Annotated in this window: 9 protein-coding genes and 1 pseudogene; 5 read left to right on the top strand and 5 right to left on the bottom strand. The window is 39.6% G+C overall.

The window, feature by feature from the left end:
- Positions 1 to 4: 4 nt before the first annotated feature.
- Positions 5 to 1,165 carry a Gfo/Idh/MocA family protein gene (locus H5079_RS04830; protein ID WP_182683583.1) on the bottom strand — a complete coding sequence of 387 codons (1,161 nt, stop codon included), beginning with the start codon at positions 1,163 to 1,165 and terminating at the stop codon, positions 5 to 7.
- 165 nt (positions 1,166 to 1,330) lie between these two features.
- Between H5079_RS04830 and H5079_RS04825 the strand changes: the two genes are divergently transcribed.
- Positions 1,331 to 2,056 (top strand): AraC family transcriptional regulator, encoded by a 726-nt coding sequence (locus H5079_RS04825; protein WP_058375097.1) that lies wholly within the window; start codon positions 1,331 to 1,333, stop codon positions 2,054 to 2,056.
- Here H5079_RS04825 and H5079_RS04820 read toward each other — a convergent pair.
- Positions 2,053 to 2,937, bottom strand: a complete 885-nt coding sequence (locus H5079_RS04820) for a BadF/BadG/BcrA/BcrD ATPase family protein (RefSeq protein ID WP_182683582.1) — start codon at positions 2,935 to 2,937, stop codon at positions 2,053 to 2,055. The genes H5079_RS04825 and H5079_RS04820 overlap by 4 nt on opposite strands.
- A complete protein-coding gene (locus tag H5079_RS04815; RefSeq protein ID WP_182683581.1) occupies positions 2,927 to 3,667 on the bottom strand; it encodes a copper homeostasis protein CutC in 741 nt (246 codons plus the stop codon). Before H5079_RS04815 ends, H5079_RS04820 begins: the two co-directional genes overlap by 11 nt.
- 372 nt (positions 3,668 to 4,039) lie before the next feature.
- On the opposite strand from H5079_RS04815, the gene H5079_RS04810 reads away from it, so the two are divergent.
- The 4 genes and pseudogenes from H5079_RS04810 to H5079_RS04795 all read left to right on the top strand — a co-directional run bounded on the left by H5079_RS04810 (position 4,040) and on the right by H5079_RS04795 (position 14,431).
- Positions 4,040 to 6,868 carry a TonB-dependent receptor gene (locus tag H5079_RS04810; protein WP_182683580.1) on the top strand — a complete coding sequence of 943 codons (2,829 nt, stop codon included), beginning with the start codon at positions 4,040 to 4,042 and terminating at the stop codon, positions 6,866 to 6,868.
- Between the two features lie 418 nt (positions 6,869 to 7,286).
- Positions 7,287 to 10,274, top strand: a complete 2,988-nt coding sequence (locus H5079_RS04805) for a TonB-dependent receptor (protein ID WP_182683579.1) — start codon at positions 7,287 to 7,289, stop codon at positions 10,272 to 10,274.
- A gap of 168 nt (positions 10,275 to 10,442) precedes the next feature.
- Entirely contained in the window at positions 10,443 to 13,286 is a 2,844-nt protein-coding gene (locus H5079_RS04800; protein ID WP_182683578.1) for a discoidin domain-containing protein, read from the top strand.
- 146 nt (positions 13,287 to 13,432) lie between these two features.
- Positions 13,433 to 14,431, top strand: a pseudogene (locus tag H5079_RS04795) (isoaspartyl peptidase/L-asparaginase family protein).
- 160 nt (positions 14,432 to 14,591) lie between these two features.
- On the opposite strand, the gene minE reads toward H5079_RS04795, so the two are convergent.
- Positions 14,592 to 14,858: a cell division topological specificity factor MinE gene (minE, locus tag H5079_RS04790; protein ID WP_024604840.1), complete on the bottom strand. Its 267-nt coding sequence runs from the start codon at positions 14,856 to 14,858 to the stop codon at positions 14,592 to 14,594.
- Between the two features lies 1 nt (position 14,859).
- Entirely contained in the window at positions 14,860 to 15,669 is an 810-nt protein-coding gene (gene minD / locus H5079_RS04785) for a septum site-determining protein MinD (RefSeq protein WP_011330130.1), read from the bottom strand.

Raw genomic sequence — 15,669 nt, 5'->3', positions numbered from 1 at the left:
TATTTTATCCAATTTTAAAAGTATGCCATTTGGTATCTTGTGCTGATGCAGACACCGCATTTTCAATAAATGCCATGCCACGAATTGCTTCATGAATACCGGGTACATCAAACTCGCTGTTTACTGTTGTCAGCCCTGATTTACTGGCTTGAACTTGCTTCGCAAAATTTACATAAATATTAGCGAACGCTTCAAGGTATCCCTCAGGGTGGCCTGCTGGAGTGCGTAATGCATTTGTGGCAGCGTTACAAAGTGGGCCAACACCAGCGCGTAACAAAGTAGCTGGAGCGTTATGGCTTCTTAACCACAAGCTATTAGGCTCCATTTGTGACCATTCAATACTGGCCTTATCGCCATATATACGCAGGGTAAGGTTGTTTTCTTCGCCCAAGGCAATTTGGCTGGCAATTAACACACCTTTACTGTGATTGTTAAAGCGTAGCAATACAGTGCCGTCATCATCGAGAGTTCTACCGGGGACAACGTGATTTAAATCAGCGCATAGTTCAGTAATTTCTAGGCCACTTACATATTCGGTTAAGTTGGCTGCATGGACCCCAATATCTCCCATGCAACAACTAATACCTGATTTGCTAGCATCTAAACGCCATTGTGCTTGCTTAGATGTTTCGTCATTGCTATTGGCTAACCAACCTTGGTTATATTCAACAATTATTTTACGAATATTGCCAAGCTCGCCATTGGCAATACGATGGCGAGCTTCTTTAACCATAGGGTAACCTGTGTAGGTGTGGGTAAGCCCGTATACAACATGACTACTATCTAGCTGTTTTTTTAGTGCTAACGCTTGTTCTAAATTAAGAGTAGCGGGCTTATCGGAAAGTATATGAAAACCATATTGAATAGCGAGTTGTGCAATAGGAAAATGTAAATGGTTTGGCGTTACAATAGCGACAAAATCGATACGTTGATCTGCTGGTAATAATGACTCTGCCTCAAACATGGCTTGATAACTTGCGTAGCAGCGAGCGGGATCTAAGCCAAGCATTTGTCCTGCAGCCATGCTCCGTGCTGAGTCTGAACTAAAGGCACCGGCCACTAACTCTATTAATCCATCTAAACGTGCTGCAATACGATGTACAGCCCCTATAAAAGCACCTTCGCCGCCGCCCACCATGCCCATACGTATTTTGTTACTATTCATGGAAAAGCTCCTTTTAGTAAATAAGATTACTAAAGTAAGTTAAAAACATGTTATTTATAATAGGGAAATGAAATGTTAAGTGATAATAGTAATTCGGTTAACAATGAGACAAAATCGGCGTTTGCAAGATATAAATAAATACGCATAGGGGCGCTAAATAGCACAATGGATGAAGATAAAATTATAACTAAAGCGGGTATACACCAATTAATAGCCGCATTTGACTTACTACCTGATATTTTGTTTTGGGTTAAAGATACGCAAAGTAGAATTTTACATTGCAATCAACATTTTATAGAGCACCAAGGATTTAAGTCACTTGATCAAATTTTACTAAAAACTGATTTTGACTTTTCCCCAAAGCATTTGGCTTTTCAATATGTAAATGATGATAAACGGGTTATGCAGGGCCATGTTGTTACCGACAGACTTGAACTTAATCAAACACTAAGTGGTGAATTAGCGTGGTTTTCTACTTCTAAACAGGTACTTAGAGGGGATAATGATACTATTTTAGGCACCTATGGCGTAACTCGTCACTTAGAAAAAACATCTAAAGCATTATCTCATGTTAGGGTAATTGAAGAGCCCGTTGAATACATCAGAAAATACTATCATCGTACAATAACTATTGATGAACTCGCTACATTAGCGCACCTTTCAGTAAGTGCATTAGAGCGGCGTTTTAAAAAACATTTAGCTAAAACGCCGAATCAATTTATTAACGAAATCCGCCTTGAAAATGCACGTAAGCTGTTAGTTGAAACACGCTTACCTATTTCACAAATTGCCTATCAATGTGGTTTTTCGGAGCCGAGTTATTTTAGTAAGCAATTTAGGCGGTTGTTCGGTGAAATACCGTCTCAATTACGTAATAAAATAGAAGATTAAAGTATTTTATGGTTGTGTTTTGCTAATTGAATTGCACCTTGCTCAGGAGTCGATTTAGCTTTGCTAAGGTACTGTTGTGTTTGTGCAGTTAACCAAGGCGTAATTTTTACTGCTGTACCACCGATTAAAGAAACCCTGGGGTAACCCATACTCACTAGGTGATCTACATAGCGGGTTATAAATTTAGCGGCATATTGTAAAAGTGATTTAGCATAGGGATCATCAGGCATAGAAAACACTAAAGGAGCAAAACTGGCAAAGTAAGCAGGCTTTGCTTTAAGTGCTATTTGAGTGATGTCGCTACTAGAGGTACAGTTGATTTGTGCTAAAAGCGCATTAATTAATGGGCTTGTTGGTAACAAACCATCGGTTACTTCTAACGCATAGCGAAATAAGTTTAATCCTAACCATCCGCCACTTGCACCATCGCTTAACAGTAAGCCATAGCCACCAAAGTCTATGCATTTATTAGATTTTTTAGCTCCTGCACAAAATCCAGTACCTAAAATAATTACGGCTCCAGGTTCATTAAAATGAGCTCCTTGGCAGGCAATATCTATGTCTGTGGTTAAGCTCAGTTCGGCAAATGGATGTTGCCAATCGCGCATTACTAGCATAGCGCTTTTTATATTTGCTCCAGCAAGTCCAGCGCAAGCCACAATGGATGATATTGCGGTGGTAGGTAAGTTTGCTTTGCTTAATACTGTATGTGTTGCTGCAATAATTGACTTTTGCGCCACCTCAATAGAAGTGGCAATATTTGCAGGCCCACTTATAGCTTCAGCTAATAGTTTACCTTGGGCATTTTCGAGCCTAATTTTACACTTTGTACCGCCACCGTCAATGCCTAAAAATAGCGCAGTAGATGTATTATCGTTCATTCTTTTTTCCTATTATTTCAGCAAGAGTGCGCACTGCTAAAGGATCTAAATACCCATCTTGTTTATATACAGCAGAGTGCACATGCAGCGAAACTTGATTATTGTTATGTGTTGCTATTTGCCACAGTTTAGCTGCATTACTGCAAGTAACTCCACCACCAATAACGACCTCTATTCGATTGTCAGCAAAGTTTATTAGCGTTTTTAAGTGTTGTATATTTTGTATTACGCTAGTGTTACTAAGCCACTTTGTTCCGTTAGTTAATACACGACTAATACCAAGTTCTATGAATAAATTGAGAGCGTCTTGCCAGTTTTCAATACAATCGAATGCGCGATGAAAAGTAACACTGAGGTGATATTTTTGTGCATGTTTTACCAGTGTTCTAGTGGTTTTAATATCGAGTTTACCGTGACTAATAGCACCAAATACAACTCCTGTTGCACCTAACTTAGCCGCACTTTCAATTTGTTCTAACATAGTAGATAGCAGTGCTCTATCGATTTCAAATAAATTGCTAATGGGTCTTATCATTACTAACAAGTCACCGTCATGTGGCATATTTTCACGGGCAACCTTAATCGCTGCAATGCTAGGAGTTAGGCCATCAAGATGCATGGCACTACACAGTTCTACTCTGCTTGCACCACAGGTAAATGCAATGTGAATATTACTAGCTAACTTATCAAGTTCATCTGCGCTTAAGCAGATTTCCAAATTATTACGCATTGTTGAGCCTATCATTTCTTTAAAAAATCCGATTAGCAAATAAATCGAAAAGTGAATGCTTATCAAAAATTGTAATATAAGACATTTAAATCAAAGTATTATGATTTAAATAGGTGTCGCTCAAAATAACAAACAGAGCATGGATACTATAAACCAGGTTGAGATTAATAAAATCTATTTATTAGTAAACGCCGATTTTTTACTAGTGTTCACCGAAATACTATTATCACTTTTTGTACTGTATCCCTATCCTGAAACGCAGCTTAACAAAGTGTTAACTCGTACAAAGCAAAGCTGTGGAAGTATATAACCTAAGCGTTAATTGCTGGCGAACACTATTTGACAACACTTATAATACTACTGGAGATAATAATGGTTAATAATAACAGTGGAAAAATAATAAAAAACGCCTCAGGATTTAAAAAACAGAGAACACACCGCTCTCCTGCATCTTTATTCAAAGCATCATTAATTAGTTGCGCTGTTTTAGGCGTGCTTACCTCTAATGTGTATGCAGAAACGACTGATGAAGAAATTGAAGTAATCCAAGTAAGAGGAATTTACTCGAGTACAGCTAAAAACTTATTGCTTAAGCGTACTTCAAATTCTGTTGTTGATGCTATTACCGCTGAAGATGTGGGTAAGTTTCCAGATAAAAACATTGCAGATTCTCTTCAACGTGTATCAGGGGTAATGATTGACCGAAGTGGCGGTGAGGGAAACCGCGTTAGTATTCGTGGTACCTCATCAGACTGGACGTTAACTCAATTAAATGGCAACTATATTGCCTCGTCAGATTCAGGCGTGCCATCGCGCAGTTTTAACTATGCTTTATTACCAGCAAATATGATTAGCAGTGTTGAGGTTTATAAAAGCCCCGAAGCACGAATAGATGAAGGCGGAATTGGTGGTACAGTCATTTTACACACGCGAAAACCGTTAGAAATGGAAGCTAATGAAGGCGTTGTTAGTGCCGAATTTACTTATGCGGATGTTACTGAGAAAACAGAACCACAACTTAACTTACTGTATTCATGGAAAAATCAAGAATCAACATTTGGTGTTCTTGCTGGATTTACACGACAAGATAGAACAGTAAAAACGATTTCGAATGATGCAATGGGATGGCGCCTACATTCCGATACAGATGAAAAAGCAGATCGTCCTGCAATAGTGGATCAGGCTACCGGGGAGGTTTACAATGATGTTTGGGCGCCTAGCGGCATGTATATTAACAACTCAACTCAAGATCGTACTCGTGATGGTTATCAGCTAGCAGTGCAGTGGACCCCGAGTGCAAATTTAGAGTTAAACCTAAATTATTTTGGTGCTAAAGTGGGCTACGATGATATAGGACAGGCAATTACTTTTGCTGAGTGGAATGATAACCATAATCCATATTTTGGTGTGGAATTAGACGGCGATACTGTTATTGGTTACGGCAATGCAGATAATGGCCTGCTCAATGATCAAAACTGGGGAGATGCCGATGTTAATAATGGCGTTGCTATACGCCGTGGTTTATTGTCGCCGCAATTAACAGGTCGTGAAAAAATTGGTGAATCAAAGTCAGATACCTTTGATTTTGAAGGGATCTACCATGGCGACACTTTTACAGCATCTTTTAAAGTAGGTCGCACCCAAGCCGAGGGTGGTACTTCAAAAGAAACATACGCCAATATAGATGCCAGACAAGGCTCAGTAAATAGCTGGCATTGGTCAACGGTTGGTGGCAAACCCAGTTACGACATTTCAACAGATCTTGCCTCGGATAAAAAAGCATACCAATACTATGATTGGTTTGATTCTTACTCATCAGAAAATAAAGACACTGAAGATTACGCACAAACAGATATTAAGTTTGATGTAGACAGCAGTATATTCACCACTATTTTTACAGGTGTTAAATATCGAGATCATCAAATTGAAGGCTCAAGAAATGACTTCCGATGGGATGATGGTATAGCTGATAACGGCGGTTATCGTGGCTATTTACCAGGCACAGAATGGTTTCATAACCCTGACTTTCACCCAGATCCTGAGTCACTCGTTAGCGATAATGTAGTTGATAACAGTGCGGGTAATACAGGAGCGTTTAATTATTTGGCCTTCGATTTTGCTGCATTAGATGCATATATACAGGATAACTTCACCCAAACAGTAGTTCCTACTTTAGCGGGTACTTATACGTTAGAAGAAAAAATATGGTCTGCTTATGTGCAGTCTAATTTTGAATGGCAAGATTTTAGAGGGAATATAGGTGTAAGGTACGTTAAAACAGATTTATCAACTCTTACTTACGATGATGTAATTGGTCAAGATGACGATAGTATTACACCTAATAACCGTAGCAGTAATAACAGTGAATTTTTACCTAGCTTTAACTTAGCATGGGATGCGAGTACTGATATTGTGGTTCGATTTGCTGCTGCACGTACCATGTCGCGAGTAAGTTATGCTGATTTGAGCCAAGCAGAATCTTATGGCCCGCCTGTTAATATTAACTCACCAGACTCATGGACAGGTAGCGGTTTTGGAACAGCAGCTAATACTGGTTTAGAGCCTATGATATCGGATCAGTTTGATCTAGGACTCGAGTGGTATTACGGTGAGGGTTCGGCGCTAGGAGCCACTTTATTTACCAAAGATATTGCTAATTTACCGATTTCTAGTGTGGAAATTGTACAGCGCGAACATGATTGTTGTAATGGACCATTTGATGTTGAAATGAGCACCAAAGTTGGCGGCGGTGATGCAAGTTCTGACGGGGTAGAACTTTTCTTCCAGCACTCATTTGAAAGTGGCTTTGGTGTACTTGGAAACTATACATATACAGAAACCAGCAGTAGTAAAGTATCAACTGACGGCCAAATAACTGAAGCTGAAATACCGGGTACGGCTAAGCATCAATATAATCTTTCAGTTTACTTTGAAAATGATGACTTTAGTGTACGAGCATCTTATAACTGGAAGGACGACAGGGCTAATGGCATACATAAAGGTTATAATATGTATACCAAAGCATACGGTCAATTAGATGTTAACGCTGGTTATAATATTAATGAAAGCCTTTCAATCACGGCCTCTATTGTTAATTTAACTGAAGAGCTTGAAGAAGGCTATTGGAAACAAAGTAACCGCTTTACTTATAATAAATATTCAGGCCGACGCTTTTACTTAGGTGCAAACTATAAGTTTTAATTAAATTAGCTTAATAATATACTTTTAACAAGAGAGGGCCGTAATGGCTCTTTCCCTTTTTAATTATGTGCTCATTCAAACTTATTAAGTAGCTTAACGGCGTTAAAAATAAGTTATAGTTGACTGCAGGACAATGCAGCAGCAACTACCAATACGATAATATCTAAGATCTCTCCCTCCTTTATACAATTGTATCCCTTTTATTTATTAAATAGCCTTACTGTTAAAATTATAACTTATATAAGAACGCCGATTTATTACTAGTCTTAACCGAATTATTAATATCACCTTTCCCGCTGTAACTCTATGCTAAATCATCATTAACACAATGTTAACCATTGTTATGGGTTAACGCTATGTTAATAAAATCCCTAATTCTCATTTTGATAACTATGACAACACAATACTGGAGATAGGCATGGCCATTAATAACAGTCCAGAATCTATAAGAGTTTCACGACAGTTTAAAAAAACGGCATTAGTATTAGCCCTAATGACGACATGTAACTGGGCATACGCACAACAAGAGAAAATTGAAAAAGTAAACGAAAATGACCTAGAGGTGATTGAGGTACGTGGTATACGGGCTTCTATGGCTGAGAATTTAGCTATAAAACGTCTTTCTAATTCTATCGTGGATGCTATAACCGCAGAGGATATAGGTAAGTTTCCCGATAAGAATGTAGCTGATTCACTACAACGTGTTCCTGGTGTGGTGATATCGCGAAGTGGTGGTGAAGGCGAAAATGTAAGCATTCGTGGTTTGTCGTCAGATTTAACACTCACTCAACTCAATGGTAACTTTATAGCATCTTCACCTGGCTCGCCATCTCGCTCTTTTAGCTATTCTTTACTACCTTCGACAATGGTGAAATCAGTTGAAGTATTTAAATCATCTGAAGCTCGTTTAGATGAAGGGGGCGTAGGCGGTACGGTAATTCTAAACAGCCGCACCCCTTTAGATATGGATGCAAACTCAGGTGCCTTTAATATTGAATACACTTACGCTGATGTTACTAAAGAGTATGAACCTAATTTTAGTGGTGTGTACTCATGGAAAAATGATGATGAAGATTTTGGTTTTTTACTCGGTTATACAAAACAAGATCGGACTAACCGAAGCTTAACTGGTGATATGTCTGCTGGCGGTGGTTGGCGCTGGGCTACTGGAAGCGATTTACCAGCAACCGATACTAATGGTAATGAAATTACTGATAGTACACGGCGCTTTGGTGCATTAGAAGATGCTTACGGTAATACCTACGATGGAGTGTGGGCACCGCAAGTTGCAGGTGTAAGTATTACGGAAGAAAAAAGGGAACGAGTTGGTATACAGGCAACACTACAATGGAGGCCAACAGATAATTTAGAACTTACATTCAATCATTTTCATTTTGAGTTAGGTCAAGATCGTACCACATCACAGCTACAGATCCCTGAATGGAAATACAATCCCGACTATTTAACGGGTGTGCAACTTGATGACACGGGCACTATTGTGACGGGAATGGACTTCACTAGTGGTGCTGGTGGGAGTGAGGGAAATTTAGAGTTCCCGTGGATAATTGGCAGTTACACAGAAGAAAAAGATACTTCTGATACCTATGATTTTGCATTTGAATATGCAGGTAGCATTTTTGATTTGAAAGGTAAATTTGGTCGTACTAAAGCCAGTGGTGGCCCATCAGAATCATTTAATGCAGCCTATAAAAGTGGTCAGCCAGGCAGTCGCAGTGACTCAGGGAATAACGAGAATGCGGCAGCGTTTGCAGGTTGGCGTTTAGGCGATCGAGTTTCTCTATACGCCGATCCTGCTTTGCTAACTAATTTACAGGCAGGTATTGCGGGTGATCCAGATCCAGGCTCAACAGGTTCTAGTTTTATCGTCAGTGATTTAAAAGAAGAATATGGTCAACTTGATTTAGATTATCATGTTGCTTATGGCATTTTAGACACTTTGCGAATGGGGGTTAAGCACCGTAAAGCCACCTTACACCGAGAAACGAATAACACTTTTTTTATAACTCAAGACGGTGCTAATCGTATTGCTAATGGTGAGCTTGACCCATTTAGTCAAGGTGCGATTGACGAAGTTGCTTATCAATGGATTGGTGGTATGCCTAATCTAGAGGATGTGCTTAATCGTGAGTCAGAACAGAATATTGCAGGTGGTTTTGAAATCAATACTATGCCGACCATAAATTGGCAGCAATATCGTGATGCAGTTACTGATGAATACGTAAAATACACTCGTCGCGAGCCTGATTTTGTTTTTGATATTGAAGAAAAAATTACCGCTGCTTATCTTCAAGCTGATTTTTCGTTTGGCGATTTCCGCGGTAACGTAGGAGTACGTTATGTCGAAACCGAAACGCAAATCATGTCATCAGATAAAATAAATTACTTTTTAGATGATATTGAAGATGCAACAGGTGAAGATATTCTTGGCAATGAACGATTGGTTGATGTAGAAACGACAACGCTGCGAACCGTTAAAGATGACCGCTTTTTACCTAGCTTAAATTTAGTATGGGAAGCGAGTGACTCATTGGTTATTCGAGCTGCAGCGGCTAAAACAATGTCTCGCGCTCCTTTTAATGATTTAGGTGCACCTGAACAACTGACTTTTATATCTCAAGAATGGGCCGACGATAGGCTTGAATTTAGAGGAAATCCAGTTGATCAAGGTTGGAGTGGGTCTGGAGGTAATAAAGCATTACAGCCATTTGAATCGGTACAACTCGACTTATCGGCTGAATATTACTATGGGACAGGCTCTGCTGTGGGGATTGCATTATTTAATAAGGATGTTGATAATTTTATCGTACCGTTGATCATTACCTCTGAACGTCCATTCGATGGCTTTACAAATCCTTATACAGGGGTTGAAATTGTCACCGCAGGAAACATCAAAGTCACACCCTTTACCACTACAGCGAATGGTACAAATGCTACATCTCGAGGAGTAGAGTTGTTTGCTCAACATGCTTTTGATAATGGTTTCGGTATTAATGCAAATTACACGCTTAATGATACGAATCAAGCCGATGTTAGTGTTAATGGTGAAAAAGTAGGCGAATCTGCCTTAGTAGGTAGCGCTAATGATCAGTTTAACTTTTCAGCCTATTTTGAAGAGGATAATTACAGTGTTCGAGCGTCGTATAACCGCCGTGGCGAAATGGCCTTAGGCTTAGCTGATGGGTTAACGGTATCCCAAGAGCCTTACCAACAAGTAGATTTAAATGCGTCATATAGCTTAATGGAAAATTTAGTAATTTCGGCTTCCGTGATCAATTTAACAAAAGAAGAGTCACGAACATTTTATGGTGATGATAGTAAAGCGAGGCTTCGTAGCAGTAGTTATAGTGGGCGCCGTTATTATGCTGGGCTGACTTATCGGTTTTAGCTGTTAGTAATAATCAATAAATTATATCAATGCGTTGACAATCAATCTGCATATTTTTTATAGAGTCGTTTAACGATCCTAGTAAAAAGCAGCGACCGTTTAATCAATTACAATTAATCAATACGGTAAGTCGCGTGTTATCAACACCTGATTTTAAAAGGCAAAATTATGAATAGACTAAATAGATTTAAGCTTGCAGGGACATCGCTATTCGCAGCAAGCCTACTTAGTGCATGCGGTGGTTCAAACAATGACCCTCAGGCAAACAATGTCTCAGTAACGCCTGACGTTACACATGCTGAAATTGCAGGAACCGTGGTCAAAGGTATTTTAGCAAATGCTGATATTTCGATTTCTGCATTAAATGGCAGTAACTTAACGATGCGCGCGGCACACGCGACAGATCAAGATGGGCATTTTTTTTTAGAGTTAACCAGTGATGCTGGTTTTGGTATTAATACCACAGTGAAATTGAGTGTTACCACAACGGATAGCTCAACAATGTTATGTGATGCCTTGCGCTGTGGAGATGCAGACTTTGCTCAGCAAACTAGTAGTTCAGTCATTGCTGGCAGTATATTTTCAACTTTAGGGCAATTAAAGGTGCCTTATGGTAATGCTGCTGACGGTATTGAAGACACGAAGTTACAAGTTAATGCTCTAACAACGTTAGCTACACAGTTAGTAGAGCAGCAAATTGCTGAAGGTCGCAATGTATCAACACCAGAGCTTATGGCATTGGCACAAGCACAAATGTCGGCATTGTTGTTACGCACTATCGGATGGCAAACCGGTAATACGAATGTGTTTACCATGGCTGTGATAAGCCCAGATAAACTTGAAAACTTTATTATTGGAGAAAATTGCGAAGAAAATGCTGATGCAGAGCAAATCTGTTCTGTACAATATGCAGACGAAACTACCGTTAAATTATCGCTTTTAAATGCGTCTTTCGCACAGTTTAGTGAGACTGAGAATTTAAGATCTATTATGGAGAATGCGCAGCAGAATATCACCGCTGCTCTTGCTGATGACAATGATGCCCTAACTGTGTTTCGCCAACGTATTTATGATGCCATTAGTGTACATCCTTTAACGGCTGAGTTTGGATTAACTGCCGATAGTGTCGTTGATTTATCGCTACCATTATTTGAGGTCGCATTATCAACAGGTCCACTACAAGAAATAACAACAGTTGAAAACCTAACTGGCGCAGTATTGACTGCTCGCAACGCGATAAGTGATGCAGAAAGTGCTTCAAAAGCATTTGATAATAATCTCGATACAAAATGGTTAGATCATAATGACTGGTTAGGTGCACCGAGCGAAGAATCACCGTCATGGATACAAGTTGATTTTGCTCAGCCTCAGGCCGTTAGTAGTATTTTTATTACTAGTGCGAATGATGCTCCAGAGCGAGATCCTGAAAACTTTACTGTACTAGGATCAAATGATGGGGGAGCAAGTTGGTCAGAGCTTGCAAATATTATTGGCGCGACATTTGACGAACGCCTTTCTCGTCAACAGTTTAGCTTTGTTAATGGACAAAAATACTTGAGTTATCGACTCAATATTAAAAAGAATAAAAATAATGATGGTTTAGTACAACTATCGGAAATTCAGTTTGTTGGGCCAGTTTTTAAGAGTATTGATCACACAGATGTGAATAGAGGGACAGCCAGTGCCAGTAATAGTATTGGAGAAGCAGAAAATCACGATAAAGCATTTGATAATGACCCAACAACTAAATGGCTAGATCATAATGATTGGCAAGGAGGGCCAAGTGAAGAAACGCCATCTTGGATCCAAATGGATTTTACTGATCCAGTTGCAGTGGATCAATTAGTAATAGTTAGTGCAAATGATGCGCCAGAACGTGATCCTGAAAACTTTGCAGTGTTAGCCTCAAATGATGATGGAGCGACATGGCAGAAAATGGCAAGTTGGGTTGGTGAGTCTTTTGACTCGAGAGCGCAACGCAGAGCTTTTTCTTTTCAGAATCAACTCGCTTTTAACAGTTATCGTTTAGAAGTAAGTAAAAATAATGATGGTTTATTACAAATCGCCGACATTGATTTGATTGGTCCTGAATTACCGGGCTCTGAACACAGTAAAATGACGGGAGCGAGCTACACCGCACGGTTTAGTATCAGCGATAGTGAAGGGGCTGCGCAAGCTTTTGATAATGACGTAAATACCAAATGGCTAGATCATAATGATTGGCAAGGGCCTCCTACAGCTGATGATCCAGCTTGGGTGCAAGTTACTTTGCCGGCGCCTAAAGCCGTTAATACATTAACTCTTACCAGTGCAAGTGATGCTCCTGAGCGTGATCCGGATTCGTTTGCATTATTAGCCTCAAATGATGGTGAAACTTGGCGAAACTTAGGCTCTTGGGTCGGGGAAAGCTTTGCTGAACGACTTGAAAAAAGAATGTTTTCAGTTGCGAATACTTTAGCGTATAGCCACTATCGACTTTCAGTATCCAAAAATGCTAATAATGATGGCTTAATGCAAATAGCTGAAGTTGGCATGATTGGCCCTGAGTATTCCTTTAAAGATTTGACAGCATTGGTCGCTACTGTGTTTACAGCACGCTTTAGTATTGGTGATGCTGAGAGTGCAGATAAAGCTTTCGATGATGATAATAGTACTAAATGGCTTGATCACAATGATTGGAAAGGCGCACCAACAGAGGAAAATCCAGCATGGATACAAGTGGATTTTATTGATGCACAAACAGTGGGCGGACTTGCGATAACTAGTGCTAATGATGCACCAGAGCGAGATCCTGAAAACTTTAGCTTATTAGGTTCAAATGATGGGGGGCAAACTTGGACAGTTGTGGCCACATGGATAGGTGAAAGCTGGGAGGATCGCTTACAAAGACGCTCATTTAAATTTAATAATGGTTTCTCTTTTGGAAGTTATCGTCTGAGCATTAGTAAAAATGCGAATAATGATGGCTTATTGCAAATTGCTGATATTGAATTACTCGGATTAGAAAAATAGTTTTAGCACTGTAAAGGCCAGACGCACATACTCTGGCCTTTTCATTAGCGCTACTAAGTTATTTGGCTGATACATCAATAGCATCTATAGCACTTTTTAGTAGAGCAACGGCTAATAAAATATTAATTAAAGAGCAGGGTTTAGCCATGAATAGTAAAAGACACTTTTTAAAACAGTCGTTAACCACTTTATTTGCTCTAGGTACAGCTGCATTTACAGTAAAGACTATGGCTCATAAGCAAAACATCAACAAAGTAGCCAGTATGACACCGCGTAAACCTATTGTTGTATCAACTTGGCAGCACGGGATCGCAGCCAATAAAGCAGCTTGACAAGTACTGATTGATAATGGTAAAGCCATTGACGCGGTCGAAGCTGGAGTTCGCATCCCTGAGGCCGATCCAGATGTGATGACAGTTGGGTATGGCGGTTACCCTGATAGGGAAGGTAAAGTTACTTTAGATGCTTGTATCATGGATGAAAACCAAAATTGTGGTGCAGTCGCTTTTTTACAAAATATTAAACACCCAATTTCGGTAGCTCGTCTAGTGATGGATAAAACCCCACATGTGATGCTAGTGGGTGAAGGTGCACAGCAGTTCGCAAAGTCGCAGGGGTTTCTTGAAGAACACCTGTTAACCGCTAAAGCTAAAAAGGCGTGGCAAGATTGGCTAATAGAATCAAAATATGCACCGGTGATCAATATCGAAAATCACGACACAATTGGTATGTTAGCACTTGATAATAATGGTAATTTATCAGGAGCATGCACTACCAGTGGTGCTGCATTTAAAATGTCAGGCCGAGTAGGCGACTCGCCAATAATAGGTGCTGGATTGTATGTTGATAACGATATTGGCGCTGCAACAGCTACGGGTATGGGGGAGTTAATGATAAAAACGGTTGGTTGTCATTTAGTGGTTGAAATGATGCGCCAAGGCATGACACCCACACAAGCTTGCAAAGCCGCTGTTGAGCGTATAGCCAATAAACTTGGGGATTACAAACAGTTTCAAGTAGGATTTTTAGCCTTGAGTAAATCGGGGGAGTACGGTTCATTTTGTATTCAATCAGGTTTTAACTATGCGGTAACGGACCACAAAGGCAGTAAATTATTAGATGCTGAAAGCCTTATAAAAATATAAGATGAATGCAAAACAAAAACGAGTTTATATTATTATAGACCCAGTGCCTTTATTGACTTCTGGCTCCAAGATTATAATGAGTGCTAAGAGGTAATAAAAAAGCCGTTCATTTTAATGAACGGCTTTTTTGCGAGCAGTAATTTAATGCTTAATTACTGCCTTATACTTTTGGCTCTTCGTCAGGCAAGGTTACGTTTAGCTCAAGCACGGCTAAGTCATCTTCGTTCTGATCAAATTGAACTTGGACTGCATCACTGCTCACGTTAACGTATTTACGGATCACATCTAAAATATCTTGTTTTAATTGTGGTAAGTAATCCGGCGTTCCTCGTTGAGAACGTTCGTGCGCGACTATGATCTGCAATCGCTCTTTTGCTAATGACGCACTGTTTTTCTTTTCTGAGCGGAAGTAGTCAAGTAAAGACACGTTAACCTCCAAATATCCGTTTGAATAAACCTTTTTTCTCTACATCTAAGAAGCGAAAGTCGACAGTCTCACCTAGTAAGCGGCTAATCGCATCTGCATAAGCTTGTCCTGCATCAGACTCACTGTCTAAAATAACAGGTTGGCCAGAGTTAGATGCGCTTAATACTGCTTGAGACTCAGGAATAACGCCTAATAAATCAATCGCTAAAATATCCTGAATATCTTCAACCGATAACATTTCACCTTTAGAAACACGATCTGGATTGTAGCGAGTAATTAATAGATGTTCTTTTATGTTTTCTAAACCTTCTTCAGCGCGCTTAGACTTACTGTGTAAAATACCTAAAATACGGTCTGAATCTCGCACTGACGATACTTCAGGGTTTGTTGTTACAATTGCTTCATCGGCAAAGTACATAGCCATCATAGCGCCAGCTTCAATACCCGCTGGTGAATCACAAACAATGTAATCAAAGTCTTCTTTTAATTCGTTAAGCACGCGCTCAACACCTTCGCGTGTTAGGGCGTCTTTATCACGAGTTTGTGATGCAGGGAGTAAAAATAGTTTATCAACGCGCTTATCTTTAATAAGTGCTTGATTTAAATTTGCTTCACCATTAATTACGTTTACAAAGTCGTACACTACACGACGTTCACAACCCATAATTAAATCTAAATTACGTAAGCCAATATCGAAATCGATAATAACTGTTTTGTAGCCTTTTAATGCTAAGCCTGTACCAATTGCGGCACTTGACGTTGTTTTACCAACACCACCTTTACCCGAGGTAACGACAATAACTTTTGCCAT

The sequence above is a fragment of the Pseudoalteromonas sp. SG44-5 genome (assembly GCF_014164175.1).
GTDB classification, from domain to species: Bacteria; Pseudomonadota; Gammaproteobacteria; order Enterobacterales; family Alteromonadaceae; genus Pseudoalteromonas; species Pseudoalteromonas nigrifaciens.
This window is presented reverse-complemented; position numbering and strand designations above follow the sequence as displayed.

Bases quoted from the DNA above. Each gene is read 5' to 3' on its own strand.
- H5079_RS04830 (WP_182683583.1), bottom strand. From the start codon at position 1,165: ATGAATAGTAACAAAATACGTATGGGCATGGTGGGCGGCGGCGAAGGT.
- H5079_RS04825 (WP_058375097.1), top strand. From the start codon at position 1,331: ATGGATGAAGATAAAATTATAACTAAAGCGGGTATACACCAATTAATA.
- H5079_RS04820 (WP_182683582.1), bottom strand. From the start codon at position 2,937: ATGAACGATAATACATCTACTGCGCTATTTTTAGGCATTGACGGTGGC.
- H5079_RS04815 (WP_182683581.1), bottom strand. From the start codon at position 3,667: ATGCGTAATAATTTGGAAATCTGCTTAAGCGCAGATGAACTTGATAAG.
- H5079_RS04810 (WP_182683580.1), top strand. From the start codon at position 4,040: ATGGTTAATAATAACAGTGGAAAAATAATAAAAAACGCCTCAGGATTT.
- H5079_RS04805 (WP_182683579.1), top strand. From the start codon at position 7,287: ATGGCCATTAATAACAGTCCAGAATCTATAAGAGTTTCACGACAGTTT.
- H5079_RS04800 (WP_182683578.1), top strand. From the start codon at position 10,443: ATGAATAGACTAAATAGATTTAAGCTTGCAGGGACATCGCTATTCGCA.
- minD (WP_011330130.1), bottom strand. From the start codon at position 15,669: ATGGCAAAAGTTATTGTCGTTACCTCGGGTAAAGGTGGTGTTGGTAAA.